The sequence below is a fragment of the Nesterenkonia halotolerans genome, assembly GCF_014874065.1.
Taxonomy (GTDB): domain Bacteria; phylum Actinomycetota; class Actinomycetes; order Actinomycetales; family Micrococcaceae; genus Nesterenkonia; species Nesterenkonia halotolerans.
In genome coordinates, this window is record NZ_JADBEE010000001.1 from 505957 (window position 1) to 530696 (window position 24740).

The 24740-nt window shown below is 60.5% G+C and carries 24 protein-coding genes and 1 pseudogene; 13 read left to right on the forward strand and 12 right to left on the reverse strand.

Annotated elements, in window-relative coordinates:
* Window positions 1-44 precede the first annotated feature (44 nt).
* Together H4W26_RS02335 and H4W26_RS02340 are read left to right on the forward strand one after the other, a co-directional pair.
* Window positions 45-845: an NAD(P)H-dependent oxidoreductase gene (locus H4W26_RS02335; protein WP_192590564.1), complete on the forward strand. Its 801-nt coding sequence runs from the start codon at window positions 45-47 to the stop codon at window positions 843-845.
* A 28-nt stretch (window positions 846-873) separates the two neighbouring features.
* Window positions 874-1473: a LysE family translocator gene (locus H4W26_RS02340; protein ID WP_318779838.1), complete on the forward strand. Its 600-nt coding sequence runs from the start codon at window positions 874-876 to the stop codon at window positions 1471-1473.
* Between the two features lie 13 nt (window positions 1474-1486).
* Here the strand turns inward: H4W26_RS02340 and H4W26_RS02345 are convergent, their stop codons facing one another.
* From H4W26_RS02345 to H4W26_RS02355, 4 genes are all read right to left on the reverse strand, one after another.
* Window positions 1487-2068, reverse strand: a complete 582-nt coding sequence (locus H4W26_RS02345) for an arginase family protein (protein ID WP_264080819.1) — start codon at window positions 2066-2068, stop codon at window positions 1487-1489.
* Window positions 2022-2426 carry an arginase family protein gene (locus tag H4W26_RS13860; protein WP_318779742.1) on the reverse strand — a complete coding sequence of 135 codons (405 nt, stop codon included), beginning with the start codon at window positions 2424-2426 and terminating at the stop codon, window positions 2022-2024. Before H4W26_RS13860 ends, H4W26_RS02345 begins: the two co-directional genes overlap by 47 nt.
* Window positions 2427-2526: 100 nt before the next feature.
* Window positions 2527-3042, reverse strand: a complete 516-nt coding sequence (locus H4W26_RS02350) for a GNAT family N-acetyltransferase (protein WP_192590566.1) — start codon at window positions 3040-3042, stop codon at window positions 2527-2529.
* A gap of 111 nt (window positions 3043-3153) precedes the next feature.
* On the reverse strand, window positions 3154-4563 hold the full coding sequence (locus H4W26_RS02355) for an aminotransferase-like domain-containing protein (RefSeq protein WP_192590567.1): 1410 nt from the start codon (window positions 4561-4563) through the stop codon (window positions 3154-3156).
* Between H4W26_RS02355 and H4W26_RS02360 the strand changes: the two genes are divergently transcribed.
* Window positions 4562-5488, forward strand: coding sequence for a DMT family transporter (locus tag H4W26_RS02360; RefSeq protein WP_192590568.1), 927 nt, complete (start codon window positions 4562-4564; stop codon window positions 5486-5488). The two genes, H4W26_RS02355 and H4W26_RS02360, sit on opposite strands and share 2 nt — an antisense overlap.
* Before the next feature lie 1351 nt (window positions 5489-6839).
* Here the strand turns inward: H4W26_RS02360 and H4W26_RS02365 are convergent.
* Complete coding sequence (locus H4W26_RS02365) at window positions 6840-7220, reverse strand: G protein-coupled receptor family protein (protein ID WP_192590569.1); 381 nt, start codon at window positions 7218-7220, stop codon at window positions 6840-6842.
* 527 nt (window positions 7221-7747) lie between these two features.
* On the opposite strand from H4W26_RS02365, the gene H4W26_RS02370 reads away from it, so the two are divergent.
* From H4W26_RS02370 to H4W26_RS02385, 4 genes are all read left to right on the forward strand, one after another.
* Window positions 7748-8491, forward strand: a complete 744-nt coding sequence (locus H4W26_RS02370) for a hypothetical protein (RefSeq protein WP_192590570.1) — start codon at window positions 7748-7750, stop codon at window positions 8489-8491.
* 20 nt (window positions 8492-8511) lie between these two features.
* Window positions 8512-9057, forward strand: a complete 546-nt coding sequence (locus tag H4W26_RS02375) for an RNA polymerase sigma factor (RefSeq protein WP_318779743.1) — start codon at window positions 8512-8514, stop codon at window positions 9055-9057.
* A gap of 212 nt (window positions 9058-9269) precedes the next feature.
* The gene (locus tag H4W26_RS02380) at window positions 9270-9665 is read left to right on the forward strand and encodes a hypothetical protein (protein ID WP_192590572.1); all 396 of its coding nucleotides are present in this window, start codon (window positions 9270-9272) and stop codon (window positions 9663-9665) included.
* 448 nt (window positions 9666-10113) lie between these two features.
* Window positions 10114-10530: a DUF4188 domain-containing protein gene (locus H4W26_RS02385; RefSeq protein ID WP_225939752.1), complete on the forward strand. Its 417-nt coding sequence runs from the start codon at window positions 10114-10116 to the stop codon at window positions 10528-10530.
* Between the two features lie 272 nt (window positions 10531-10802).
* Here H4W26_RS02385 and H4W26_RS02390 read toward each other — a convergent pair whose 3' ends face one another.
* Window positions 10803-10988 carry a hypothetical protein gene (locus tag H4W26_RS02390; protein ID WP_192590574.1) on the reverse strand — a complete coding sequence of 62 codons (186 nt, stop codon included), beginning with the start codon at window positions 10986-10988 and terminating at the stop codon, window positions 10803-10805.
* Between the two features lie 246 nt (window positions 10989-11234).
* Here H4W26_RS02390 and H4W26_RS02395 point away from each other — a divergent pair.
* A pseudogene (locus H4W26_RS02395) lies at window positions 11235-11826 on the forward strand (recombinase family protein).
* A gap of 124 nt (window positions 11827-11950) precedes the next feature.
* Here the strand turns inward: H4W26_RS02395 and H4W26_RS14165 are convergent.
* From H4W26_RS14165 to H4W26_RS02410, 3 genes are all read right to left on the reverse strand, one after another.
* Window positions 11951-13756, reverse strand: a complete 1806-nt coding sequence (locus H4W26_RS14165) for an ATP-dependent nuclease (protein ID WP_192590575.1) — start codon at window positions 13754-13756, stop codon at window positions 11951-11953.
* 1048 nt (window positions 13757-14804) lie between these two features.
* A complete protein-coding gene (locus tag H4W26_RS02405) occupies window positions 14805-15818 on the reverse strand; it encodes a hypothetical protein (RefSeq protein WP_192590576.1) in 1014 nt (337 codons plus the stop codon).
* 11 nt (window positions 15819-15829) lie between these two features.
* Window positions 15830-16192 (reverse strand): GntR family transcriptional regulator, encoded by a 363-nt coding sequence (locus H4W26_RS02410; RefSeq protein WP_192590577.1) that lies wholly within the window; start codon window positions 16190-16192, stop codon window positions 15830-15832.
* A 484-nt stretch (window positions 16193-16676) separates the two neighbouring features.
* On the opposite strand from H4W26_RS02410, the gene H4W26_RS02415 reads away from it, so the two are divergent.
* The 3 genes from H4W26_RS02415 to H4W26_RS02425 all read left to right on the forward strand — a co-directional run bounded on the left by H4W26_RS02415 (window position 16677) and on the right by H4W26_RS02425 (window position 20918).
* Window positions 16677-17546, forward strand: a complete 870-nt coding sequence (locus H4W26_RS02415; protein WP_225939562.1) for a GNAT family N-acetyltransferase — start codon at window positions 16677-16679, stop codon at window positions 17544-17546.
* Window positions 17547-17894: 348 nt separating this feature from the next.
* Window positions 17895-18935, forward strand: coding sequence for a serine hydrolase domain-containing protein (locus H4W26_RS02420; RefSeq protein WP_192590578.1), 1041 nt, complete (start codon window positions 17895-17897; stop codon window positions 18933-18935).
* Window positions 18936-20450: 1515 nt separating this feature from the next.
* Window positions 20451-20918, forward strand: coding sequence for a hypothetical protein (locus H4W26_RS02425; RefSeq protein ID WP_192590579.1), 468 nt, complete (start codon window positions 20451-20453; stop codon window positions 20916-20918).
* Window positions 20919-20987: 69 nt separating this feature from the next.
* On the opposite strand, the gene H4W26_RS02430 is transcribed toward H4W26_RS02425, so the two are convergent.
* The 3 genes from H4W26_RS02430 to H4W26_RS02440 all read right to left on the reverse strand — a co-directional run bounded on the left by H4W26_RS02430 (window position 20988) and on the right by H4W26_RS02440 (window position 23861).
* Window positions 20988-22478, reverse strand: a complete 1491-nt coding sequence (locus H4W26_RS02430; RefSeq protein ID WP_192590580.1) for an NCS2 family permease — start codon at window positions 22476-22478, stop codon at window positions 20988-20990.
* Window positions 22479-22513: 35 nt separating this feature from the next.
* Window positions 22514-22852, reverse strand: coding sequence for a hypothetical protein (locus tag H4W26_RS02435; RefSeq protein ID WP_192590581.1), 339 nt, complete (start codon window positions 22850-22852; stop codon window positions 22514-22516).
* 115 nt (window positions 22853-22967) lie between these two features.
* Window positions 22968-23861 carry an oxidoreductase gene (locus H4W26_RS02440; RefSeq protein WP_225939563.1) on the reverse strand — a complete coding sequence of 298 codons (894 nt, stop codon included), beginning with the start codon at window positions 23859-23861 and terminating at the stop codon, window positions 22968-22970.
* 181 nt (window positions 23862-24042) lie between these two features.
* Here H4W26_RS02440 and H4W26_RS02445 point away from each other — a divergent pair, with 181 nt between their 5' ends.
* Window positions 24043-24507: a hypothetical protein gene (locus tag H4W26_RS02445; RefSeq protein WP_192590583.1), complete on the forward strand. Its 465-nt coding sequence runs from the start codon at window positions 24043-24045 to the stop codon at window positions 24505-24507.
* Complete coding sequence (locus tag H4W26_RS02450; RefSeq protein WP_192590584.1) at window positions 24507-24704, forward strand: helix-turn-helix transcriptional regulator; 198 nt, start codon at window positions 24507-24509, stop codon at window positions 24702-24704. The genes H4W26_RS02445 and H4W26_RS02450 overlap by 1 nt, the downstream gene beginning before the upstream one ends.
* Window positions 24705-24740 lie beyond the last annotated feature (36 nt).

Sequence of the window (24740 nt, forward strand, 5' to 3'; positions counted from 1 at the left end):
TGACCGTACTACACAAGTGTCCCCCGAACAGGGACGATTGGTCTATGACCAACGCGAAGACCATTCTCTGGGTGAGTGCTCACCCGGAGCCTCAGTCCTTGACACATCAGCTCCGCCGCGACAGCATCACTCACCTTCGCGCGCAAGGCCACGAAGTCTTGGAGTCCGACCTCTACGCCACGGGGTGGGATCCGGTCGTCCGGGCCTCAGATGCACAGCTTCCAGAGGGGCATCGGTTCCGAGTCTCTGCCGATGTCCGCCAGGCCTACCTCGACGACGCACTGCCCGCAGAGCTCCGCACGGAGCACGAGAAGATCCTGCGCGCCGATGTTGTCATCGTTCAATTCCCGCTGTGGTGGTACGGGATGCCGGCCATCCTCAAAGGATGGTTCGACCGACTGTTCATCAGCGGCTTCGCCTTCGGCAAAGACCCAGACACCGGAAAGCGACTGCGCTACGAACAGGGCCCCTTCACCGATAAAAAAGCACTGGTTCTCACCACACTGGGTGACCACCCAGCTTCGATCGGCCCCAGGGGCAAGAGCGGTGAGATCACCGAACTGCTCCACGGCATTCTGCACGGCACGTTCGCCTACACCGGGATGAGCGTCCTGACCCCATGGGCGCTACCAAGCGCGGACTTCACCAAGGATTACGACCAAGTACGTGAGAGCCTGCTGAAGAAGTTGGATCAGCTTCCCACCGAGACACCAATCCCTTACCGTCCCCAGTTCACCGGCCAGTACACCGACGAATGGGAACTAGTCCCAGACATCGCCCCAGGTGAAACCGGGCTTTCCATCCACATCGACAACACTGATCCTTCGGTGGTGCGGGGTGGTTGATGCCGCGGTCCTGCCGGCGTTTATCGCCGTGATCTTGCTGTTCTTGATCCCTCCAGGACCCGATATGGCTTTCATGGTCGCCGTGGGCCTCGAGCGAGGTCGACGGGCTGCCGTCACGGCGATCCTCGGCATCGGGACCGGGATGAGTCTCTACGCCGCGGGAGCCGTCGCCGGGATAGGACAACTAGCCCAAGCACACCCACTGCTCTTCGACCTGGTGAAGCTACTCGGCGCCGGCTACCTGATCTGGCTGGCAATCGGAACCTTTCGCAGCGCCCGTCGGGCGACCGATGGCCACGAGGTCAGCGTCACGGCACGGCCTTACGTGCGGGGTCTGTTGATCAGCCTCACGAACCCGAAGATCATTCTCTTCTTCGTGGCGGTCCTTCCGCAGTTCATGGGGCGCGCTCAGAGCACAGGACTCCAGCTAGCAATGCTGGGCGCGGTCAACGTCGTAATGGAAGTCGTCCTATACGGGGCGATCGGCGTCTTGGCTGGAACCTTCAACGCGCGCTTCACTAGCTCGAGAAAGGGAGCCGCAACCCTGAGCTACATCGCCGGTGCCGTGTACTTGGGGCTCGCCGGTGTGGCCATTGTTGATGTTGTGGGCGTGGGTCTTCTTGCGTGAACCGCGTCTTGTCTCACTCGAGCTCCCACGAAGTCCGGTGTCCTTCAGCCAGCGGTAGAACGTCCCGCCCCAACCGGTGAAGGCCTTTCGCGATCACGTCAGTGACGACCCTCGCATATTGCCCATCGGGGTCAAGATCTGGATCGAAAACCGTCACCGAGGCGCCTATGGCCTGGGGAGCGAGGTGATCAAGGAGCTCGATCAGTTGTTCAGCGTCGAGGCCTCCGGGGTCTGGACTATCGACAGCTGGCATCACTGTGGGATCAAGGACGTCCACATCGACCTGGAGCCAGTACCCTTCACCAGCGACTTCGCTGACCTGCGACACCATGCTCGCCGGCCCAGTGGTGATCGCTCCGCCTGCCGAAATGACCAGACCGAGACTGCGGTGCGCTTCCTCGGCTTCCTCATCATCATCGCGATGTCCGATATGCACCACCCGACTGGGCGTGAAGTACGGACCCATGCCGTCGATGTCAGCGATAGCCGGCCAGTGCATTCCGACCGCAGCCGCTAGGTCCTCTCCAGCGACGCTCGCGCATCGCTGACTATTGCCTGGGTGACGAAAGTCGGTGTGCCCATCGACGTGGACCAACCCTGCGCGACCCCGTCTCGAGAGAGCTAGCCCAACCCCCCAGTAGGAGGCTGCAATCGCCCCCTATCACCAGCGGCGTGTCACCTGCTTCGAGAATGTCCTCGACACTGGATGCGAGTCGGCGCGCGTGATCGACCATCGCCTCTTGGTTGCGGACACGACCGGCCGGGCGCGTCGCGTCATCATCGACGTAGCGCCCCGGTAAAACGATTCCCGCTTCACGCCCACCCATGGCCGTGAGTCGATGAATCAATCCTGCCTGACGAAGGGCTTCAGGGGCCTTGTTCGTACCAGGCACACCGCCGGGGACTGGGGGTCGAAGCCCAAGGTTTGTGGGCGCGGAGAGAAAGGAGATCACCCGGTAATTCTGGCAGAACCCACCCGGTGCACAGACCTGGCTGTGCCTTGAAGAGTTCTAAAGCAGATGACCAGTTCTTCACCGGGGGTACCAGCTGTAACTAATGTTCGATCTGGAACTTGAATCCGCGATGGGAACCCACAAAACCAAGCCGCTCGTAAAACCGGTGGGCGTCAACCCTCGCGGCGTCCGATGTCAGCTGCACTAGAGAAGCTCCCGTGGCTCGAGCAGCAACATCGATCACCCACTTCATCATGGCCGAGCCAAGACCGTTGGATCGCTGGTTGTTCGCAACTCGCACCGCTTCGACCAAGAGTCGTGTGGAGCCTCGTCGGGACAGACCTGGTATGCGAGTCAGTTGCATCGTCGCCACTGGCCAGTCGCCCTCATCAACGACCACAAGGATCTCATTAGATGGATCTGCGATGAGCTCTTCGAGCGCAGTCTCGTAGAGCGTCGTGTCCTCCGAAGCGGCGCGGTCGCCACGTCCTGCGCTGATGGTGTCGTCTGCGAGGAGTGTCACCAGGCCGGATAGATCATTGTGGCAGGCGCGACGAAGCGTAAAACTCCCGGTGTTCGTGAGTAGTGACTCTGGAAGTGGCACGTTGGAGATCATCTGACCAGTCTTTCACCGTGAAGCTTTGACCAAATGACTCGACCCAGCGTGCCTCCCTCCAGGATCCCTGTGCGTTCCTTAACACAGTCATATCCCGCGCAAGACGATCTGTCAGTGTGCATCGTCGAGGGCACGCTTTAGAAGCTCGATTCCTTCGTCGAAGCGCTCCGGGTCTGGGCCGCAGTAGTTGAGTCGGATATACGGCCCTGCGGGCTCGGCAGGAAACCACTCAGTTCCTGGCGCGATGACAAGGCCTTTGACGTAAGCATCACGGGCGAGCTGGTCAACGTCGACTCCATCTGGCATACGAACCCACAGGTTAAGGCCCCCTAAGGGCGCGCGCTCGATATGGGCCTCGGGCAGACATTTTTGAAGGCTCCCGATCAAGTGATCCCGACGGGTGCGCAGTCGGGTGCGGAACCCTCGCAGATGGGTTGCCCAACCGGGCTGCGTGACCACGTCCAGCGCTGCGGCCTGGAGGATGCCACTGACGTACATGGCCTCTGCGGCGCGATCGGCGAGGATCCGTTCTCGCGCGGGACCGCGGGCGATCACCGCCGCCACCCGCAGGGACGGGGACACGCTCTTGGTCAGTGACCTCAGGTAGATGACTCGTCCGTCGCGGTCGTGAGCCACCAGGGGCCGGGACTCCGCGTCGATGCCCAGGTCATGAGCCCAGTCATCTTCAATGAGAAACGCTCCGTGCTCTTGGACTACCCCGAGCACCGCCTCTCCCCGCTCCAGGCTCCATTGAACTCCGGTGGGGTTGGCGAAGTTCGGTTGAGCGTAAAACGCTCGTGCCCCCGTTTCCGCGAAGGCCCGGTCCAGGTCTTCAGGATCTGGCCCCGAAGGGCCAGCGGGAACAGGAACTAGTTCGACACCGGTCTGGCGGGCAGCGAGGATTGCGCCCCAATAGGTAGGTGACTCGACCAATAAAGTCCCGCCCGCTCCGACGACAGAGCGAAACACCGAGCTGAGACCACTCTGGCTGCCATTGAGAATGATCGCGTCGCGTGCCGCTGGCGGCGTCACATGATGTGGGGTCTCCGCTGCGACTTGTCCTGCGAACCACGCCTGCAACTCGGGTAGGCCTTGTGCCGGTGATCGCGTCATCGCGGACTCAGTCCGGGCAGCGCGTGCCAGGGCTGTTCGCACGAGCTTCTCAGGCAATAACTCGCGGGAAGGATACCCGGAATGCAGACTGATCATCTCTGCGGTAACGGTGCGCTGTGTCGCCGACAGGGACGGGCCGCGATGCTGGGGCGCTGCTAATGCGGCGGTCTGCCAGCTGTAATCAACTGGGCCCGTAGTGTGCGCGGGCCGGACGAACGTGCCGACTCCAGGCCGGGATTCCACTAAGCCCCGCGCGGAGAGTACCTTCATGGCTTTCTGTACCGTCACCGGGCTGACCCCGTATTGCGCAACCAACTCGCGGTTAGAAGGCAGCTGGGATCCTGGCGCCGCTGACCGGATCCAGGTCTGGAGGCCAGTAGACACTCGCTCAGTGCTATCGTTGTTCATGTCAGACTATAGTAGCGCTACAGTGTACTGCGGACCAGTGTTATCTTCTCGTGTCGGTCTCCTATGGGGATTGCTAGGCGTGGCGGCCTTTTCATTCACGCTCCCCTTCACCCGCATCGCGGTGGGCACCTTGTCTCCCCTGTTCATCGGCTCGGCCCGTGCAGTCATCGCCGCTGTCTTGGCGGTGCTGGTGCTATCAGTGACGCGCCAGCGCTGGCCGCACCGGGCTCAGTGGGCGCGGTTGGCGATTGTCTCCGGCGGAGTGGTAATCGGCTTCCCAATGTTGACCTCATACGCCCTGGATACGGCCTCAGCCAGTCATGGGGCGATGGTCATCGGAGTCCTACCGGCTGCCACGGCGATCGTCGCGGTCGTGCGAGGACGAGAACACCCGACACCGTCGTTCTGGGTATTCGCATTGCTCGGTGCAGCGGCGGCCATCGTGTTCGCCTCGTTGCAGGGCGGCGGGTTCGGCCAGCTCGCCTGGTCAGATCTCTTGTTATTCGCCGCGGTGATCGCGGCCGCGTTCGGCTACGCCGAAGGTGGGCTGCTCTCCCGTGAACTGGGATCCTGGCAGACCATCTGCTGGGCGCTTGTAGTAGCCGCTCCGGTCATGGGCCTCTTCACCGTCATCGCGATCATAGAACAATCGCCTTCTGGGGGGCCGGCTGAGTGGTTATCATTCGCCTACCTCGCCGTGATCAGCATGTTTCTCGGATTCTTCGCGTGGTACCGAGGGCTTGCCATCGGACCGATCACCCAAGTCAGCCAGGTCCAGCTAGTACAACCGGTGATGGGCATCCTCTGGGCTGCGCTGATCCTAGGAGAACAGATCTCGATCTCGATCGCGTTGGGCGGTTTCGCCGTCATTCTCTGCGCCGGCTTGGCAGTCCGGACCCGCCTCTATGGAAAGTCGAGGCCTTGAAACAAGGGGCCTCAATGCTGCGTGGCACACCCTGCACAACGATGTAGCCCCTCTGCGAAACCCGATGGGCTTGCAGATCATGGCACAACGATTCCCCGCAGACCATCGACTCAAGGGGAGCCTGATCCTACCCCTCTCACTCTGACGATCTGGGCTTGGAGGCAGGTCCCTACCGAGAAACACCGGGCCCACACGTATTCGTACCAGTTTCTACATCCACCAGCGCTTCGCTGATCGCCTACTCGAAGGAACATGATGCTGTCGCTGTTATCTGTCCTAGTCCTCACCACCGCCGTATTCGCGTACATCGGTAGAACCTCAGTACCTGCTCAGGAACGCGTCCCCGTCACGACCTGGAACGTCAAAGACTTGGTCGACAACTCTCGCAGGGGACTACACCTCTGTTCTGCGAACACACCCTTGCGAAGGGCTCTGGACGGACTTCCCCAGAAAAAGCCAACCAAATAGAGATGAGCTCGAACGGCACGCCAAGTTTCAGTTCTTTCTTCGGAAGTGATGGATCCCAAAAGGGCCTGCATCACCTAGAGCCTCAGCGCTCGGAAACCGATCCCTCTGCGGGCATCGATCCTGAAAATCGATCCTGAAACTGGAATACAAGCGCCCGTAGGACCGACCCTAGACGGGCAGATACGAAACCCTCTACGTCGAGCGCATTCACCGTGGGCCGTCGCGGGACGGGCTTATCTCGGGTCCAAGAGAGTGTAAGTCGTTGAATGGAGACGCATCGTGGTCACGCAGTTGGCTGCTGTGTCGATGTCAGCGTGTCCGGCATTGAGACCGGAACTCACCTCGGAATATGACGCTCAATAGATGCCCTCTCCCAGACTCTCAAACTCGTGGGTACGCCAAAGAGAGTGCGGGCCTCCCCATATAGGGAGAAATTGAGGAGTGCCCATCCACAGAGATAGGGGCTGGTGCGGGAAATCTTCGCGGACCTCATGTGTCTCGTGCTCTGCCTCTCGGAATGACCATTCACCCGAGAACACATTGTAGGAAGCGTCGAACCTGCCGTCTTCTGAAAATTGCCGGATCTCGCCGGGTTCGAAGAAGACGTGAAGCCGATGGACCGTAGCGCGAACGGTCTCGGGCTTTTCTCTTATGAGTAGCTCACGAGGAGTGAAGAAATCCCGCGTGCGAATCTGGCCTAGCATCAGCTCATAGGGCCCGGCGGCACTTACTGTCCGATCTGAAGTATCCAGCGTGATACCTCCAACTCTTCGGTGTCTTGCGGCCCTCTTGGCCGATCCTTCGTCCCGTCAGAGCTGCGGGGACACATCGTCGTACTTCTCGGTTATTTCGGGCGGCGAGGGCGACCCACGACTCCCCAGTCTCAGAGTGAGGCGTCGCGTCCGTGCCGCTTGACCACGAGAACTACCAGGAGAATGCCAAGTACCGTGGTGGCGAAGGACCCCATTAAGCCCAGGAGGCCACCCCCTATGGTATCGCCGGCGAGCCAGCTTGCTGAGGTGATACCGAAGGCGACCGTGGCCCCCAAACCCATGAGCACCCGTCGCTTGCGACATAGGTCGACGAGGGTGAGTCCGGCGAGATAAGTGAGGTAGATCCCTAGGTCGAATAGCCATCTGACCTCATAGGACGTTCCGTACTGCCCCCCTCCACGATCGTCGAAGAATGTAATCGTCAATTGGACGCCCATGTTGAAGATCGCCAGGGCCGCGGGAATGAGTGCCCAGAGGTGTCGCTGTCTCATCGCATGTCGATTCTTCTCGGCGGTGCTGAGTGCAGCGCATCTGAGCTGAGATTATCTGGCAGCAAAGACCATGTCTGCCTGACGCATCGGCTACACAAGCTTGGAGGCCCGATTGGCGACTTTCGTTCCCTGTGTCGTCTGTGTACAGCAGGGCGGCGCTGAGACGCAGAGACTCCGTCGCATCGATCAGGAGGAGACTCTCTCAGCACGCTAGACGATCCCTCAGCGGGCATCGAGTGCACAACTGGAATGTAAGTGTCCGAAAGACACCCGACTATCGGGCACCGGAAGCGATCGCTCACCCGGCACTCCCGGCCCTCCGAGCAGCCCAGATTTCTAAGTCACAGCGTCAAGTCACATTGGCCTGACCCCCCAGACTGGCCACACTTAAATTCCGGGGATTCCCGGTGACCGTGCCTAGGGCTTCGAGTCGGAGATCAAAAAAATACAAATGCGGCGGACGTTTTGGGCTCGGCCGGACATGTACTAGGTGACAAGGTATTCATCCCCAGTGGAAGGACCGTGAGATGACTGGCTCACCTCGTGACCATGACCAGCCCCCAGGCGGCGATGATCCTCTAGACACCCGCTTGAATTACTCCGCGCCGGCAGGAACCCCTGCCACCCTTGAAATTCAGGAAGAACTGGATCGGGTCTCTACAGAAACCCGCAAGAAGGCCGGGAAGGCTCCCCAGCACAGTCGATTCCGGCTCTCACGCGGTGCCGCCTGTGGTCTTGCCGCCTTCCTACTTGTAGGTGGCACCACCGCGGCGGTCGCGGTAACCGAGTTGCGCAGCTACTGGGCGGACATGGGAACAGAACCTCACGCGAGCTACAGCTTCGAACTCCCCAGCGGTGCCGAATGCGACGTAGAAGTCCGGATGCTCAGCATGGGCCCTCCCGGGGTCGAGAACACAGGCGACTACTCGATGACGGCCGAACAAGACGCCTTCGCCCGAGAGATCACGTCAGATGCTCAATCCCGAGTTGATGAGCTGGTGAAAACCGAGAGGTTTCAGGAAACACTTGAGGTGCAGAGTAATTTCCCTGGTGCGCTAGATAGAAGCGAAGACGCCGCGTATTTCCATGCCGTAGATCTCGAGCTTTCTTTCGGAATTCATATTGATCATGAAGATGCCATGGAGGACATCCGTGTGGGTGGTTACACCGTGGGACACTCCTGCCCCGGGGCCGATTTCGAGGGCAGCTGGTTAGAAGAGTCGAACGACATGGATGCCCACGAAACCGAGCGAGGGGGGATGGGAGGTTGAGAAACTCACACGATTCCCCTGTGGAAGCATCCGTCCGCGCCAACTCACTCGATCTACTGCACTACTTCGAACGCCGCACCGCCCCCGACACCGCGGCAGATCTGGTGGCCGAGACGATGCTGGTCGCGTGGCAACGCGAAGAGGACGACCCTCAGGGCGCCGAAGTTTCCCGGATGTGGTTGTTCGGCATCGCGCGGAACGTGCTGATGAACTCAGAGCGGGGGCAGCGCCGTCGACACCGGTTGGCCAGCAAGCTGAAGATGATGCTGCGGCCAGAGGACGCTTCCCAGGCAGCTGACGACCTCGTTGAAGTCCGCGACGCCGTGCAACGACTCGACCCCCAGCTCAGCGAGCTGGTGAAACTCGTGCACTGGGAAGGCTTCAGCGTCACCGACGCCGGCCAGATCCTGGGCCTTCCCGCCTCGACTGCGCGGGGACACTACCAACGGGCGAAACAACAGTTGCGAGAAGCTCTCGACCCGAGCGACTCAGAAGCCCAGCACTGCCCGGCCACTCTCCCTCACGTAGACCTCAGTGCCTTTCCCGGCCACTCCCCCAGCCCGTAATTGTGCGTGGCGTCGCGAGCAGTCGGTCTGTCTCCACCCGCAAGTGACGCCCTGGGGTGGGTGGTTTCGTCGCGTCAACGCTGGTCGCGCGGGCTGGACGGGTGCCAAGCTGAGGATTTGGGCACTTGACGGCGTCCTATAGTCACTTGTTTTACAATCTTGTACTCTAAAAATTCAACGAAGTTTGTCTACAGCAACTTTCGGAAGGCGACATGTCGCACAAGAAATTCATGATCTTTCCAGTCGTGGGCTGCGCCCTCCTCTTGACGTCCTGCGGAACTCCGTCACCTGAGGCCGAAGACAGCACCGCTTCTCTGCCAGCGGAGTTAGCGTCACCCCCCGAGGGGGCAGACGAAACGCTTCCTAGAGAGCCGACGAATCCCCCGGCACCTCCGGCGGACTGCCCCTACTACGAAGAAGTCGCTGAAGTTCCTGACGACGAGCAGTTCGACCTTGCCGTTGAACTCGGTTGCGAATACGACATCTACGGCGAAATTCAGTTTGAGGGGCCCATCCGGATCCTCGATGACGACGCTGTCATGGTCGGACTGATAGATCCCGATCGGGCTATGACTGAAGAAGAGATGGAAGAAGCCGGATACCTCTAACACGAGAAAAATCGAGGTCCGCACGATTCCTTGCTCATGATCGTGTGGGCCTCTACTCGTGGAGTCCCGCGCGTGGTTTACCGGTATGGACCTCGAGCACTTCGCAGCGATGATGGCGCACCCAATGACCGGAGATGCCTTGGTCCGCCTGTATCGAGGTGACTCCCAGCGAGGCCACTGGACCTCCACATGTCGCCGCGAATCACAAAGTCGATGCACGCTAAGGGATGGTCTAGCGGGCGTCCTGAGTAACGCCTTGTGCTGGAATCGCATCTGCGGGGAATGTTGCGAAACCGGCTTGTTTGGGAGAGCCGCTAGTTCGATTTCGTACTGGGAGTGTTTGACTAGGCGTCGAGGACGAGTTCAGGTCAATTATTTCGGAGGCGTCATGCCCAAGATCATCAGAGGGCGGCACACACACCGGCACGAAGGGCCTGTTGTGGTGTTCATGATCGGGATGACCATTAATAAGCCGTGGAAGTTCAACCGGTGGGCCCCAGTCTTCGCGGCAATGCCGAAGATGTTGGAGGAGCTCTCACGTGATCCAGACTCAGGGCTACTCGGTTACCGGATGACGATTGGCCGCGGTGGGCCGCTGGTGATCCAGTACTGGTCATCGACCGAGGCCCTGTATCGGTATGCCGCTGATCCGGAGTCCTCCCACCGGCCGGCCTGGGCTGCGTTTAATCGCCGCGCCCGACAAGACCCGGGGGCAGTAGGGATTTGGCACGAGACTTATGCGGTTGAGAAAGCGGAGTCGGTCTATGTCGATACGCCAGCAGCAGGGCTGAGTCGGGCGACATCATCGGTGCCAGTCACGACGGCTAGGACCAACGCTCAGGACCGTCTCAATTTCGGGGCGTAGTGCTGGTCATCGGAGGCACATGTCTGGATCCGACGGCGAAGAAGCGGGGCTCTCAGTCCAAGGGAGGCCCTGGAGCTCACCTGTCGTGGGCAGCCCAGCAGCTAATTAGTTCACACTCTGCATGGGGCCGGATGCGCTGAGATTCCTCGGCGGGGCCTCTGGAGGAAACGCGGTGGGCCCGTCTGGTAGTCGCTACCGGGCGTAAGCCGATCTCTGAGCGTGCACCGAAGCATCACCTGAAGCAGGGGCGCCCGCAAGGCGACCCGTCCGCGTTAGAACAACTCGGCTGTTTCCTGCTCGGTGAGTTCGATTTCCTGGCCGTTATCGCCGAGCCAGTAGAAGGAACCCTGACCAGGCCTCGGACGGGGTCTTTTGGTCACCGTGTACGTCGCTCCGTTCTGCACTTTCACGCTAGGAGCACGTCCGTTGTATGCCTGGCCATTCGTCTCCATATCCATGTTCGTGACTCTAGCCACCATTACGGAAGGCGTCACGGAACTATTCGAACCAGAACCTAGTTCTGAAGGATGATCTCGTATCGGTCGTCACCTGCTTAAGCGGAACATGAGTGCCCGTAAGCCGGTCGCTCACCGGGCACTCCCCCACACCGAATCCACCCCATATAGATACTGGGCTCCGGATGCACGTATACCCCGCCCGATTAAAAGCACGGTGAACGCCCCTTATCTGCAACACTTGGGATCATGACTGGACTGAAGATCGGATACGCCCGGGTTTCGACCACAGGGCAAGACCTCACCGCCCAACGCGAAGGACTCATCGGACTCGGCGTGGACCGGCGTGGACCCCGATCAGGTCTACGTCGACCACGGACTCACCGGCACCAACCGAACCCGCCCCGGGCTCCGTGAAGCGCTCGCCGCCGTCCGCTCTGGGGACACACTGGTGGTGACCAAGCTCGACCGACTCGCCCGGTCGCTGCCGGATGCGCGGAACATCGCTGACGAGCTCACCGCCAAAGGGGTGACGCTAAGCATCGGGGCCAGTCTCTACGATCCAAATGATGCGGTGGGCCGACTGCTCTACAACGTCCTCGGCATGGTGGCGGAGTTCGAGGCCGATCTGATTCGGGCGCGCACACGAGAAGGGATGGCGATCGCAAAGTCCAAGGGTCGGCTACGTGGGAAGCAGCCCAAGCTCTCGCCTTCGAAGCGCAAGCACCTACTCGCCACCCATGCAGCTGGAACTCACACTCAGTCCGAGCTGGCGGAGCTCTTCGATGTCTCCCGCGCCACGATCTACCGAGAGCTCCAGCGCGCACTACCAGACGGGTAAACCTTTAGGAAAAGGTTGCGAGGCATTCGAAAGAACTAGCGACGAAGGATTGCAGTCCAGTAACGTATTTACAATTTAATATTGGACTCGTGCCATGCTTTTTTAGTAGATTTCACATTTATTACTATGCAGCTCTATTCACAATACTTCTAATTTTAAACACTCCGGATTTGAGAATTCTTTTCACGTGTGCTTGTGTAACTTGGTTACTCTGCTGTCCATCCGTCAAAGCAGCTTGAAGCCAAGGCAGCCCTTTCCTTGCGGTGACCTCTGGCGCAAGTCCTTCGAGCTCCCCTTCGCGGACAAGCACCACTCCAGCCTCATCCAAAAGAGCGAGCAATTTTTGCGCCGCCGTGTATGATTCACCTTTAAAAGCAGACATTCCATGCTCTTTTACGGCAGACCATGGCGAATCTTTAGTGCGTGAAAGCGCACTTATAGTCTTTTTGTGCTCAGCACTGAACTTCTCTCCGCGACTCTCATGCAAAGCAGATTCTATTGACACAAGAACATCGTTAACAGTCGCGGGCTCTCGGCTAGTGTTGAGGTTCACCGTCGCCAGACGCCACGCGTCAGACATCTCAGTAGTCCATTCGGCACCTAATGATTCAACGAGAGCCTTAAGCTTTGATACATCCGCCAGCATATCCAGGTCCGGTGCAACGACAACTGGAACGTTTACCGCTGTTAGCGCCGCTGCGACCTTGGCCATCCCATCCTTGCCCCCCGTTGGAACAAACAAAATTTCGTTGCGCGGAACGCTGTCTTCCCTGGGCTCACCAGTCTCCACTGCAGCCGCGAGGTACGCGCAGTCGCCCTCAGCTTCTGCGACGACTACTAATCGGTGGAACAAGCCATCCAGTACATTCGTGTACTTCAACACTGGATCCGCCCAAAGATCTCTAAGCTGATTCGAGTCGAGTCGGCTACCCCGCGCGGGCCCATCACCGCGGGTCAACCGAACTACTGAAACATCTACACCAGAGTCGAGCAAACCGGTTAAAAAACTTCGGTCGTGAGTGGCGACAATTATTTGTAGACCAGTACTTACGGCGATACGTCCCAGCTCGGCTCCGAGAGCATGAGCTTGCGGCGGGTGCAAGAACGCTTCTGGTTCATCAATTATGACAATCTTGTACGCTGCAGTAATTATTGGCAGCAGCTGTCCCATGAGACTGCGCATACCATCGCCTTGGGCATCCAGGGGATGCAAGGCTGCTACGCGCTCTCGATACTCTGCCGAGATATCGTCAATCCTAGGTGGTTCCATCTCTGTCTCGCCGACGCGTAGGCGTATGGTTCGACCCAGAGTGTCCAACGTCAGTGGCTTGCCAAATATCTGTTGGGAGATTGCACTGACGTTCTCGAGAAGTTCTTTCGAGTCCTGTAAGTAGTGGATGGGATGCTCGGGCGGGTCCGTATGGGAGTCACGCATCTCGGCGGCACCCCCGATATTAAATCTCCGCTGAGCGTCACCGTAGAACACGACGGATCCCGCGAGTCCACCAAGACCTGCGGAAGAGTGCGTCCAGTTGTACTGAATGGTGGCCGGATCCAGTATCCCCGTCTCTGCTCGATGAAACCCGGATTGATGGTCCTGAACAACGAAACTCGCGTTCTGTCCAAGCCAAGAAATTGCATCCGCAGTGGTTCCTCGTCGAGTCACGTTTAGGGACTCGACAGCTACTCGGGGTCGTTCGGCTGATCCTCGACGATGGGAGATCAACTCCGAGATTTCGCGAAGAAGCGTCGATTTGCCTGCGTTGTTCGAGCCTACGATAGCCGTGACGCCGGCTCGTTGTATTGGGACCGATTCACCCCCGGCCATGTTTATTCTGTCGATCGAGAAGTCGAACGCAGTCGAATCTGCATCTGCCACGTCCGTGCGGTCCGGGAAAGCTGCCAGAAACTGATCGATCCAGGTGTCCACCGTTAAACTCCCACGTCATCCGCTGGTATTGACTCATTTTTTAGTCGGTCGTTAGGTAAATCGTATCTCCACACCACCGACGGGTAGTCCTGGATTCCACTTTCGTCCGTTGAGTCGCTCCGACCTCGCTGTCGAAATGCAAACCGTCAATCGACCCGTACCCATAGATGTCTTATAAACCTACAGCTTTATGCGACGCCCAACTTTGAGCCCGTCGCAGCCATGGGCCGAGTGTTTCGAACCATCAGGACGGCTTGAGCCCCCACTGCAAACCTGCAACACCACAATCAGTGGCCCGTCATCGCCTAGGAGCCGGGGTTGCGGGGTTGTTCAGGTCGTGGGTCTGCTCGACGTTCAGCCAGTGAACGATCTTTCGGGCCCCGGACCGTGTTGGGTTCATCAGAACGGCTCACGCTCCACATGAAAGCTGCAAACGAGACGCCCCACAGAGTTGTCCAAGCCATACCGGCCAGTGAGCGATCCCCCGGGAGGAAGTAGCGCGCCATCTCGATCACCACGACGAGAACCATCCCCAGGCCGGCACCAACGAGTAGGTCCTTACCCGTCTTGCCCATGGGGTGTCCTTCGTTGGGGATTGACGATCGCCAGGACGCTCCACACCACGGCACAGCCCACGAAGAGTCCGAAGCTCCACCAATTGTTGACGCCGCCTGGCAGCTGAGCCAGGGCCGCAAACAGAGAAAGTGCGGCAACGAGTGTCGCCAGCTTCCGAGTGACCGAGGCGTCTCTCATAGGCCCTCCCTGAGACTGCTGTGTCTCGACAACTGTGGCCGCAACCAGCGGTTATTCAGAGGTGGAGCACTTCGCACTCTGTCAGCGACTTCGCCGGCCAAGGCGGCAGCCGTCTGTACAGACACAATTATCGAGCACCGTTCCATGGGCCGAGAGTATCAATGTTCAGAAACGCAGAGACCCCTTGGAAAGCGATAGTGGGACACCTTCTGGGGCAGAAGCGCGATCGCGATATCGGGATATACGGCTGAGGCCGGAGAGTTTTCCATAACCAACAATGTGGGAGAGGAGCCGCTTATTGCTCGCTCTCGAAAGAGGCCCGGCTGCGTTGAGCTAAAGCGCTGAGGAGCGAGGCGCCGGCTGTGGAGTCTTTGACGGCGATGCCCACGCGGCGCTGTCCGCTTCGAGAAATGTCGATAGCTTCCCCGCCGCGGATGATCACACCGACAGTCCCGCTGGGCTCAGAGAGTGACGTGCGGATTCCCCATCCACCGAACTCTCTCAGGGGGCTTTGCACTACTCGCGACTCCACTCCCTGCACCTCGTCTGCTGGGACATGCAGCCGTGGCCACCCAAGCACGGCCCTAGCGGTCAGGCCTCGAGAATCAACTCTGACTCGCCAGACCATCGCGCTCGAGACCAGCATAAGCACGACCACACCCGCTGCGAATCCGAACCATGAGTCACTGACCCAAGAAGCCCAGCCCAGAATTCCCAGGGTGGCTCCTCCCACGAGGACGCCGACCATCAGGAACATCGGGGTAGGAAAGACGCGCTTGATCCATACGGCGCGTTCACCCTCTGCAAGTGCGGCCTTGTCTCCTGCGACTGGACCTCTCGCTGGGAGCCTGGCATCACTTCCAGCAGTCAAGGCAGCAATAGCGCCTACTGCGATACCCAGAGCTCCGGCAATCAATAGGTTCGTCTCGAACCCTTCTGGAACCGTGCCAGGCTCAGTGTCGAGCTGCACTGCCAAGGGAGCGAGCAAAAGACCTGCGAAGAAGACTGACTGCCCAACAGCAAGACCAAGAACCAAGCGGCGGACCATCGCCGTTCTACCAGCGCCGACAGCGAAGACGGCTAGTAGCACCAAGCTCAACACCGCTATAGCCCCGTTGACCCACAACAACTCATCGACGGGTCCGCGTCGGGTGACTTTCTCTCCCCACTGGAGCGCCACCTCCTCAGGAAGACGAGGTAACCATCGAAACGCCTGGATGAACGCTGCCCCGGTGACGAGGGCAGGGACCAAGACGCCCCAGATGATTCGGCGTCCCAGGTATGGGACGGCTCGCTTCTCGTCTGTCATCGCTGGTGCACTCATGTGGCTCCCTCTGCAGGTTGGTCGATCATTCTGGCCACTGCTGAGAGCGGCAAACCCAGGCGGCGGGCTTCGGCTCGCACTGCTTCAAGAGATTGCGCCAAGCCCTGGTAACGCTCCGATGAGCTGGCGGTGACCACTGCTCCGCGGCCTCGGCGCAGCTCGATCAGGCCTTCATCTCTTAGTGATTGGTAGGCATGGAGCACGGTGTGCTGATTGACCTGCAGCGCTTCTCCGACCTCCCGAGCAGCGGGAAGACGCTCACCATCGGGAAGGTCTCCGGAAAGCACCGCCATGCGAACCTGAGCCGCGAGCTGTTCGAAGAGCGGCTGGCTTGAACTGGGGTCCACGCGGAACAACATGGGATAATCATAGTTGTTATATTTTAACTATAACAACTGGCTACCCAAGAACCACACTCTGCACACCAGGCACGGGGCGCCATTTCACAGCACCGAAGCCGTGTCACTTTGGCACTGGAACCCACGGTGCCGATTGTCATAGGGCCCCATCGCGGTGCCGCAGAAACCCCATGGTTTATGAGATTGCTCCAAAGCTGGAATGAGAGGTCAGTCTGGTCCTTAGCTTCTCGGCCTGACTGTTTCCTTTCAGGCCCGCAGAGAGCTAAGCCGCGCTGGCTACCGCATCAGGTCGGCGGACCTTCTCTGAATTCTGAGCCGACAGACCCCGGCTCGTTCTCCTCGAGTCCCTCGTGAGGTAGCATTTTGCGCTTAGTCAGGCCGCTCTGTCCCTCAGGCCGATGATGGGAGTTATCAAGAACTCTGTGCCCTCAATGGGGATGAGTGTCGCGACGCTACGTAGACGGCTGCATTCCGGGTCAAGAGCATGAGCAATAACATTTGGAGGTCGTGGCACACGATGAAGGAAGAGTCTCGGCGGCGAGAAGAACTGAGGGCCGCAGCACTCACAGGCCACCTGAGCGATGCCCAGAAGCAGGAGTTCATCCAGGTCGCGGTCACCGACCCGTCGATATCTGCCGAACTCGAAGAGCTCCAGTCCACCATGACACGGCTTGACGCTGCAGACATCAAACGGTCTGAGGAACCCGTACCCTCAGATCTTGAGGCGCGGATTATCAACGCCAGGACGAAAGATGGTCCATCAGCCCCAGAGAGGTCAGGTGCCGGCTCTGCTTCGCGGGCGCGGCTCGCGGGAACTGAAGATCTCGAGGCTGCGGCCCACACGCTCACCGCAGCCTTTAAGGACTACCCCTGGACCCGGCACGTCATTCCCACACAGGAATATGAGCTGCGCCTGCACCGGCTACAACACCTGCACCTGACCCAGGCTGAGCAGCACGGGATCGTCGTGGTCACAGGCGCTATTGAGGGCGTGCTCGCGCTTCTGCCACCGGACCCGCCAACACCTGCTCCGGAGGTGCTCGAGCAGATCCTCGCGCTCCACGGAGACCGGATTGATCGCCTGACCCAGACCGAGGGCTCACCTGGAGCGTGGCGTCTTGAGACCCTCGGGGTACGCCCGGAAAGCCAAGGCCAGGGCCTCGCGACGGCCCTCTTGTTTTTCGGACTCAGCGCAGCTGCCACACACGGTGCACAACGAGTCGAGCTAGAGACCTCTGATCCGCGCAACGTGCGGCTCTATGAACGCCATGGCTTCACCGTCACGTCCTCCACCGAACCCCTGAGCGCGCCACCGGTCTGGCACATGGAGAACCGACTCCCGTCCTCGATATGACCAGACACCACTCTCCCAGAACTTCGGGTCGAGTCACGGGGACAAGTCCCACAAACTCCGTCACCAACGCCAAGCGATCGGCGCGCTGCGGCTTCGTCCGCCACTCCCCACTGCGAGACTAGTTCGCTTCATCACAAATCTCGTGAACCCGGAATAGGGCGACAGAAGCGATGGTTTTGGCGACGTTCCGAGAACCCTCAGACCCACAACCACCGAGGAGATGTCATCTCTCACGTCACCGACTCTCACCACCCGCCCTCACATCCTGACGATGCGAACCAGGCACAGAGCCCCCCGCAACACCAAACAGCAGTGAAGGACCCGACCAGAAATGCTCTCCAGGGCAGCTTGGACGAGCTGGTGAAAGCCGGCTTCCCTGCGGCGCTGGGAACACGAACCTCCCCTACCGGAGATCATCAGTCTCGGGCCGCCGGTACCGCGGACCTCTCTACCGAGCAGGCCGCAGAGCCTGACCAGTTGGTCCGCATGGGCAGCGCCACGAAGATGTTCACCGCCGCGGTGGTGATGCAGCTCGTCGACGCAGGCAAAGTTGACCTCGATGGGACCATCGACGCGCCACTGCCCCAGCTGGTGAGCCAGCACCAGGGTTTGAGCCCGTCGATCACTGTGCGCCAGCTGCTCCAGCACACCTCAGGGCTGCCGGACTACGTGCAGTCTCTCCTGGCCGATGACGCCGCGTTCTTCAGGCGCACTCCACCCCAGGACCTTCTGGCTTTGGCGCTGACGTCGCCGGTGGCATCCGCCCCGGGTGAGCAGTGGGCGTATAGCAATACCAACTACCTCGTGCTGGGAATGCTCATCGAGGCTGTGACAGGGAGCTCCCTTGAACAAGAAGTCACTCACCGGATCATCAAGCCCCTGGAATTGAAGCAGACGTTCATGCCTGGTGGAGGGGAACGGGTCATCTCCCAGCCACACCTGCGCGGATACCACGTCAACGCCGGTCACGAAGGGCTCAAGGATTGGACCGAGACCGACCCGTCATCGTCCTGGGGCTCAGGCCAGATCGTCTCGACCCCGGCGGAGCTGAACATCTTCATGCAGGCGCTGATTACTGGTGAGCTCACCAGCACTGCCGCCCTGGAGCAGATGACAACGACACTCCCTGCCGATGAGACGTTCTGGGCAGGCACACGGTATGGGCTGGGGCTGCAGTTCTACCCGCTGAGCAGTGGCGGGGCAGCCTGGGGTCACGGCGGAGACTTCCCCGGCTATCAGACCCGCAACGCGGTCCGCGACGACGGCACAGCTGTGACGATCAGCGTGACGGCTCTGCCGCCAGCATTCATCGATCCCACCGACATCTCTGCACTCATGGCGACGTATCACCAAGTGACCGCAGCACTGGATGCGGCCCTGAGTTCCTAGGTGTTGTGAAGCATGAGGTTCTGGACACGGGCGTGTCGATGAGATGAGGAACGGGATCCCGCCAGAGGGCGGGGTCTTTCTTCCCAAGCATGCGCAGGAAGAGCCACCGATGATCCATGCAGACCCTCACGGGAGAAGTGCGCGCAGTCCCCTCAGCTCTCCGGTTCCCGTACTTGACCCTCTTCAGGTACTTCTCAGCATCCTGCCAGCGTCTGTCTAAGGAGTCGCCCTAAATTTGGGAGTACCTCATCAAGGTGCGAGTGATTCGGGAGTCCCGGATCGGCTGAGACAGCGTCTCCCTTCACGCTGGCCGATCTGGGACTCCGTCTTTCTGTGCGCGGAGTGCCTGATGTTCAGCCGAGTGGCGTTCCTGGGTGACGTTGCTATGCGCGAGTCTCGCGACCGCGGACACCCCTCGGCCCCAGATCCACACGGATGACGCCGCGCGAGAGAACTCGGGCATGTCTCGAAAACCGATGATCTTCGCGACGCTTCACCTGCAGACATGACTGCACCACCGTGTCCACAGTCGATGACTCCATTGATTCCCTCGCCATGAGCTGATTACCTGAAACCATGTCCTTGATCATCAGTTCTTGCCTCGTCGTCGCAGGCGCTGGCCTCTGGATCGCGTCACTGGTCATCACCTCCCGCGCGAATCCCGACGTTCAAATCCCGTTCTGGAGAAGCCCCAAGGACAATCCTGGCCGCTCCGTCCTCTTTCGCGCGCTCGGGGCTGGACTATTGGTTGCTGGGTCCATCTACCTCGGCGCAGACCTAGGCCCCCGGTGGGCAACTCCCCTAATCATCATCACGGTCATGGCGACTCCAGCGATGGCGATCATCGCGCTGCACAACCGCCGCGTCACTGCTGCACAAGAGGCTTAGAGCAAGCCTGTGGACTACCAATCAGACGCTTTCCGTCGCTGATCACCACCAAGGGTTCGGACATTTGATCGGTCATCGCTACGTTGAACCGGAGTCATCGCCACGCTCTCCATCACGCCTCTCGACCAGCCAAAAGTTGCCTATCAGAGGCATATTTTTAGCTGGAATGACCCTGGCCATCGCCTATACCTTCGTCGATTACGACTTCAGAAATAACTATGAGCAGCTATACCTTCTGCGGGACCGTTCCCCTGTAGAAGTTGATCTGGGGGACGAAGCAGTTGATGCTTCGTCTTCCACAACGCAGTGAGGTGGTCAAAGTTGGCTCAGATGGTAGAAGTGGTTCTCGTGGAGGATCTCGACGTCCGCGAAGCGACATAAACTGTCACAAGATAGGTCAGAGTGGCCACGAGGCCCCCGCTGAGAATGTCCCGCCACTTCCTCGCACGGAGAGCATCGCGCGCACGTCCAGCACACCAACGGTGAGCACGCCAGCACCGAGTTCCACAAAGGATTTCTCATCTGAGTTGTCCTTTAAACAGCGTTGATGAGTCAGAAAGTACCCGCTCGGTTCGGGGGCGTGACACTACGGGGAAAGGCAGTATCGCGATTGATACGCTGAACTCAATGAGCAATTCTTCGAGTCAACTGGTATCCGACGTCGGATTGAATCGACGTGTCTCCGTTCCCCTCTTCGTGATCCTGGGACTCAGTGCCCTGCCTGCATTTCTCTTCGCTCCCCCAGGTCTCGGAATCACCGTCTTGGTGCTGAATCTCCTTATCGGTTTGGCAGTCGCCTTCCTGCGCGTGAAGATCACCGCCGACAACGACGGATTGCACGCCAGCTGTATGAAGGTCTTCCGAACGAGCTTCCGCTGGGCCGAGATCACTGCAGTGGAGGAAGGGCGGGAGACAGGCGTCCTCGAAGGCGCGGGCTACCGGGTTCTTCCCAGCGGCAGAGTTGGCCTTCTTGTGGGTGGGGCCACGATCGAGGTCCAGGACGCACGCAAGGCCTATGTCCTGAGCGTCGCGGACCCAGAGAACGTCGTCACTGAAGTTCGCCGACGCCTCGACGCCTCGAGAACCGAGCGCTGATTCCGCCGCAGCACCTACGCGTTCGAGCTGGCTCCGCGGCCCGATCCGCTGTTCCGCGTCTTGTGGAGCTCAGCCGACGCCGAGCGCGCTCTGGATGGGACCGGACACGAAGTAGAGCACGAACAGGACCGCGGTGACATACATCAGCGGGTGCACCTCTCCCCATTTACCGCGGAAGACCTTGATGGCCACATAGCTGATGAATCCCGCGCCGATGCCGTTGGTGATCGAGTAGGAGAAGGGCATGACCACGATGGTCATGAAGGCCGGGATCGCCATCTCCACCTCGGTCCAGTCGATGCGCACGATCTGTTGCATCATCAGGAAGCCGACCAGCACCAAGGTGGCCGAGGCCGCCTCCGTCGGGATCACTGCTGCCAGCGGGGCCAGCACGATCGTGGCGAGGAAAAGCACACCGGTGACCACGTTCGCCAGACCAGTCCGTGCGCCGTCGCCCACACCGACCGTGGACTCGATTAATCCGGAGTTCACTGAGGTGGAGCCCACGCCGCCACCGATGGTGCCGACCGCGTCAGCGACCATGATGCGGCGGGAATGCGGGATGTCGCCGTCGGCGTCTTTGATTCCCCCGGCGTTGGAGACGCCGACCATGGTGCCCAGCAGGTCGAAGAAGTTGGCCAGCAGCAGCGTGAAGATCGCCAGCGTGGCCGCGACCACGCCGATGCTCTGCCAGGAGCCCAGCAGGTTGAAGTCCCCCAGCAGACTCAGGTCCGGCATGGTCAGCCAGTCCTGGTTCAGCGTGGGCACGGTCAGGCCCCAGCCGTAGGGGTTCTCGGTGCCATCCTCGGCGATCTGTGGCCCGATGTTGAACACCGATTCCAGGGTGATGGCCAGGACGGTGGCCCCCACGATTGAGTACAGGATCGCGCCGCGGATCTTGGCGGCCCACATGGCGAAGAGAGCGAACATCGCGATGAGGAAGATCAGAATGGGCCACCCATAGAGCGAGCCGCCGACGCCGAGCTCCAGTCCGGTGCCGCCGTTGTTCTGGATGAAACCGGCGTTGACCATTCCGATCAACGCGATGAACAGACCGATGCCCACGCTGATGGCGGTCTTCAGCGCCCCGGGAACCGCGTTGAAGATCGCCGAGCGGAATCCGGTGAGCACCAGGATCAGCAGGATGAAGCCTTCGATGACCACGAGGCCCATGGCGTCGGCCCAGGTCATCCCCGGCAGCACCACGATGCCGTAGGTGATGAAGGCCGAAAGTCCCAGCGAGGAGGAGACCGCCATCGGGAATTTACCGATCACACCCATCAGGATGGTCATCAGACCTGAGATCAGCGAGGTGGCAGCGGCGACGGCGGGCAGGTTCGGCTCCGAACCGCCGCCCAGGAAATTGCCGGTGGAGTCGGCGGAGGCGCCGATGATCAGCGGGTTGAGCACGATGATGTAGGACATCGCGAAGAACGTCGCCAGCCCGCCGCGCACCTCACGCCCGATGCTCGAGCCGCGCTCGGTGATGTGGAAATACCGGTCGAAGCGCCCGTGGGGCGTCGGCGTCGAGGACTGGGAGGCAGGGGTCTGAGTGCTCACGGGGCACTACCCTATGGCCAGGTGTGGGATTCCGACTAGCGGAACCGCTCCGGCGAGACGGGGGTCACGCTGGGAACCGACGCCCGAGCGATTCTTCGGTTGTGCAGCATGCCCGCCAGGAGCCAGGGCAGGAGAGGCACGAGGAGCATCAAGACACCGGGGGCTCCCATGATTTGGATCCAGATGTACATCCCGGCGAAATTGAACAGGTTGCCGAGCACCTGGAGACTATAAGCCTTCCGGGAACCACGGGTCGGGTTGCCTAGAAGAAGGGGAATGCGGCGGTCCGGCTTCGAAGCGCTGTTCACGTGGACAGACCAGAGCAACGTCACTGCACCAGCGAGCTGCAGCAGTGAGCCGAACAAGACGTCCATTGCTCCATCCCACCAATACAGGAGGGATCGAGTCAATGGCGAGACACAACGGGCGATTCGTGCAGCGGGGACGGCGTGGGCGTCCGGGTTGACACCTCAGCCAGCCACGGCTGAACTACCGCTGCTCGAGGCCGAATCCGATGCCGGTGAGCTCCTCGGAGGCCTCCCACAGTCGCCGGGCCAGCTCGGGGTCCGCCGCCTTGTCCGAGCGTCCGACCATCGTGGGGTGGCCCTGAAGCTCCCCGCGCCCGTCGGGTCCGATATAGCTCGCCCCGGGGAGATCCTGCGTCGCGGCGTAAAGTGACGGCAGCGCCCCTTGCCCACTCGTCTGAGCGAAGAGGCGGCCCGCCAGATTCACGGCGGAGACCAGAAGCTTGCTCCGCCCCTGGGTGCCGAGGCTGGTGGCGGCGTAGCCGGGATGCGCCGCCAGCGAGAGCACGGGAGAGTCGACCTCCTCCAATCGATGCTGCAGTTCCAGCGTGAACAGCAGATTCGCCAGTTTGGACTGCCCATAGGCCTGCGGGAGGGAGTACCTGCGCCGACTCAGGTCCAGGTCGTCGAAATGGATGTCCCCTGCCTTGTGCGCTCCGGAGGAGAGCGTGACCACGCGATCTGAGATGTGCGGCAAGATCAGATTGGTCAGCGCGAAGTGACCCAGGTGATTGGTGCCGAACTGCATGTCGAAGCCGTCCTTGGTGCGGGTGCCGCGACCACCGGCGACTCCGGCGTTGTTCACCAGGACATCGATCGCGCCAGTCCAGGACTGCGCGAAGGCTCTCACGGAGGCCAGATCGGCGAGGTCGAGCTCTCGCACCTCGGTGCTGCCGTTCATGGCCCGCGCCGCGTCCTGACCACGCCGCGTGTTGCGCACCGCGAGCACCACGTGGGCTCCTGCCTGGGCCAGGGCACTCGCCGTCGCCAGCCCTACTCCGCTGGTGGCGCCGGTGACGACTGCCGTTCGGCCCCGCATCGAGGGCATATCCGCTGCGGACCAAGGCTGTGTACTCATCATCTGAGACTACTGACCAGCCGCAGGGGAAGAAACTCCCCCGACGACTGTGCAGCCCCGACTGACCTGGTCGCGCCAACGCTAGTCAAGTGACCTTGACATGCACACACCCGGATGTAAAGCTTCATTGACATTGCATAGGCAGCAGACGGAGCATCTGCTCCGTGGACAAGGAGGCGACATGGAAAGCGGCACGATGAAACGGAGTCGCTGGGGACGCGCACGCTTTGGCGGCAGTTCCGGCGTTTTGATCAGCATCTCGCTGGCCATCGGCGCTGCGATCTCCACCGGGGCGGGGGCACTCTTCGTGGCGCTCGGCGACGTCGAGCGCCCGATCCTCGCCTTCGCCCTGATGACCATGATGAGCCTTCCTGCCTCCGCGGCGCTGGGCTGGGCCCTGCTCGTGGATCGGTCAACGCTCGCTGGTGCGTTAGAGAAGCCCGATGACTCCATCGAATCGGGCTGGTACGACAAGGCCGCAAGCGGCGCCTTCGGAGACGTGCTCCTGGTGGGCGGTCTTGGAGCAGCCGGCTTCGCCGTGGCGTGGATCGACGGTCCCCTCACCTGGGCCGTCTCCGGCCTGGTGCTGTTTGCCATGCTCGATTTCGCGGTGCGCCACCAGTGGCTGAAGAGATCCGAAGCCTGATGCAGAACTCGCTTGCGCAGCGTCGGCAGGGGCTGGGGTGGTCCCAACAGCGGCTGGCCGATGAACTCGGCGTGTCGCGCCAGACCATCATCTCGATCGAGAAGGGCCGCTATGACCCTTCTCTGCCGGTGGCTTTCAGGCTGGCCGCCGTCTTCGAATGCGCCATCGAAGAGTTGTTCACCCCAGAGCCCTCCTGACCGCCTTGCCCCACACCGCTGTGGCGCTGCCCTTGA

Coding starts and splice junctions, on each gene's coding strand:
- H4W26_RS02335 (WP_192590564.1), top strand. CDS start 45: ATGACCAACGCGAAGACCATTCTCTGGGTGAGTGCTCACCCGGAGCCT.
- H4W26_RS02350 (WP_192590566.1), bottom strand. CDS start 3,042: ATGATCTCCAACGTGCCACTTCCAGAGTCACTACTCACGAACACCGGG.
- H4W26_RS02360 (WP_192590568.1), top strand. CDS start 4,562: ATGTCAGACTATAGTAGCGCTACAGTGTACTGCGGACCAGTGTTATCT.
- H4W26_RS02355 (WP_192590567.1), bottom strand. CDS start 4,563: ATGAACAACGATAGCACTGAGCGAGTGTCTACTGGCCTCCAGACCTGG.
- H4W26_RS02365 (WP_192590569.1), bottom strand. CDS start 7,220: ATGAGACAGCGACACCTCTGGGCACTCATTCCCGCGGCCCTGGCGATC.
- H4W26_RS02370 (WP_192590570.1), top strand. CDS start 7,748: ATGACTGGCTCACCTCGTGACCATGACCAGCCCCCAGGCGGCGATGAT.
- H4W26_RS02380 (WP_192590572.1), top strand. CDS start 9,270: ATGTCGCACAAGAAATTCATGATCTTTCCAGTCGTGGGCTGCGCCCTC.
- H4W26_RS02385 (WP_225939752.1), top strand. CDS start 10,114: ATGATCGGGATGACCATTAATAAGCCGTGGAAGTTCAACCGGTGGGCC.
- H4W26_RS02390 (WP_192590574.1), bottom strand. CDS start 10,988: ATGGATATGGAGACGAATGGCCAGGCATACAACGGACGTGCTCCTAGC.
- H4W26_RS02405 (WP_192590576.1), bottom strand. CDS start 15,818: ATGACAGACGAGAAGCGAGCCGTCCCATACCTGGGACGCCGAATCATC.
- H4W26_RS02410 (WP_192590577.1), bottom strand. CDS start 16,192: ATGTTGTTCCGCGTGGACCCCAGTTCAAGCCAGCCGCTCTTCGAACAG.
- H4W26_RS02415 (WP_225939562.1), top strand. CDS start 16,677: ATGAGCAATAACATTTGGAGGTCGTGGCACACGATGAAGGAAGAGTCT.
- H4W26_RS02425 (WP_192590579.1), top strand. CDS start 20,451: ATGAGCAATTCTTCGAGTCAACTGGTATCCGACGTCGGATTGAATCGA.
- H4W26_RS02435 (WP_192590581.1), bottom strand. CDS start 22,852: ATGGACGTCTTGTTCGGCTCACTGCTGCAGCTCGCTGGTGCAGTGACG.
- H4W26_RS02440 (WP_225939563.1), bottom strand. CDS start 23,861: ATGAGTACACAGCCTTGGTCCGCAGCGGATATGCCCTCGATGCGGGGC.
- H4W26_RS02445 (WP_192590583.1), top strand. CDS start 24,043: ATGGAAAGCGGCACGATGAAACGGAGTCGCTGGGGACGCGCACGCTTT.
- H4W26_RS02450 (WP_192590584.1), top strand. CDS start 24,507: ATGCAGAACTCGCTTGCGCAGCGTCGGCAGGGGCTGGGGTGGTCCCAA.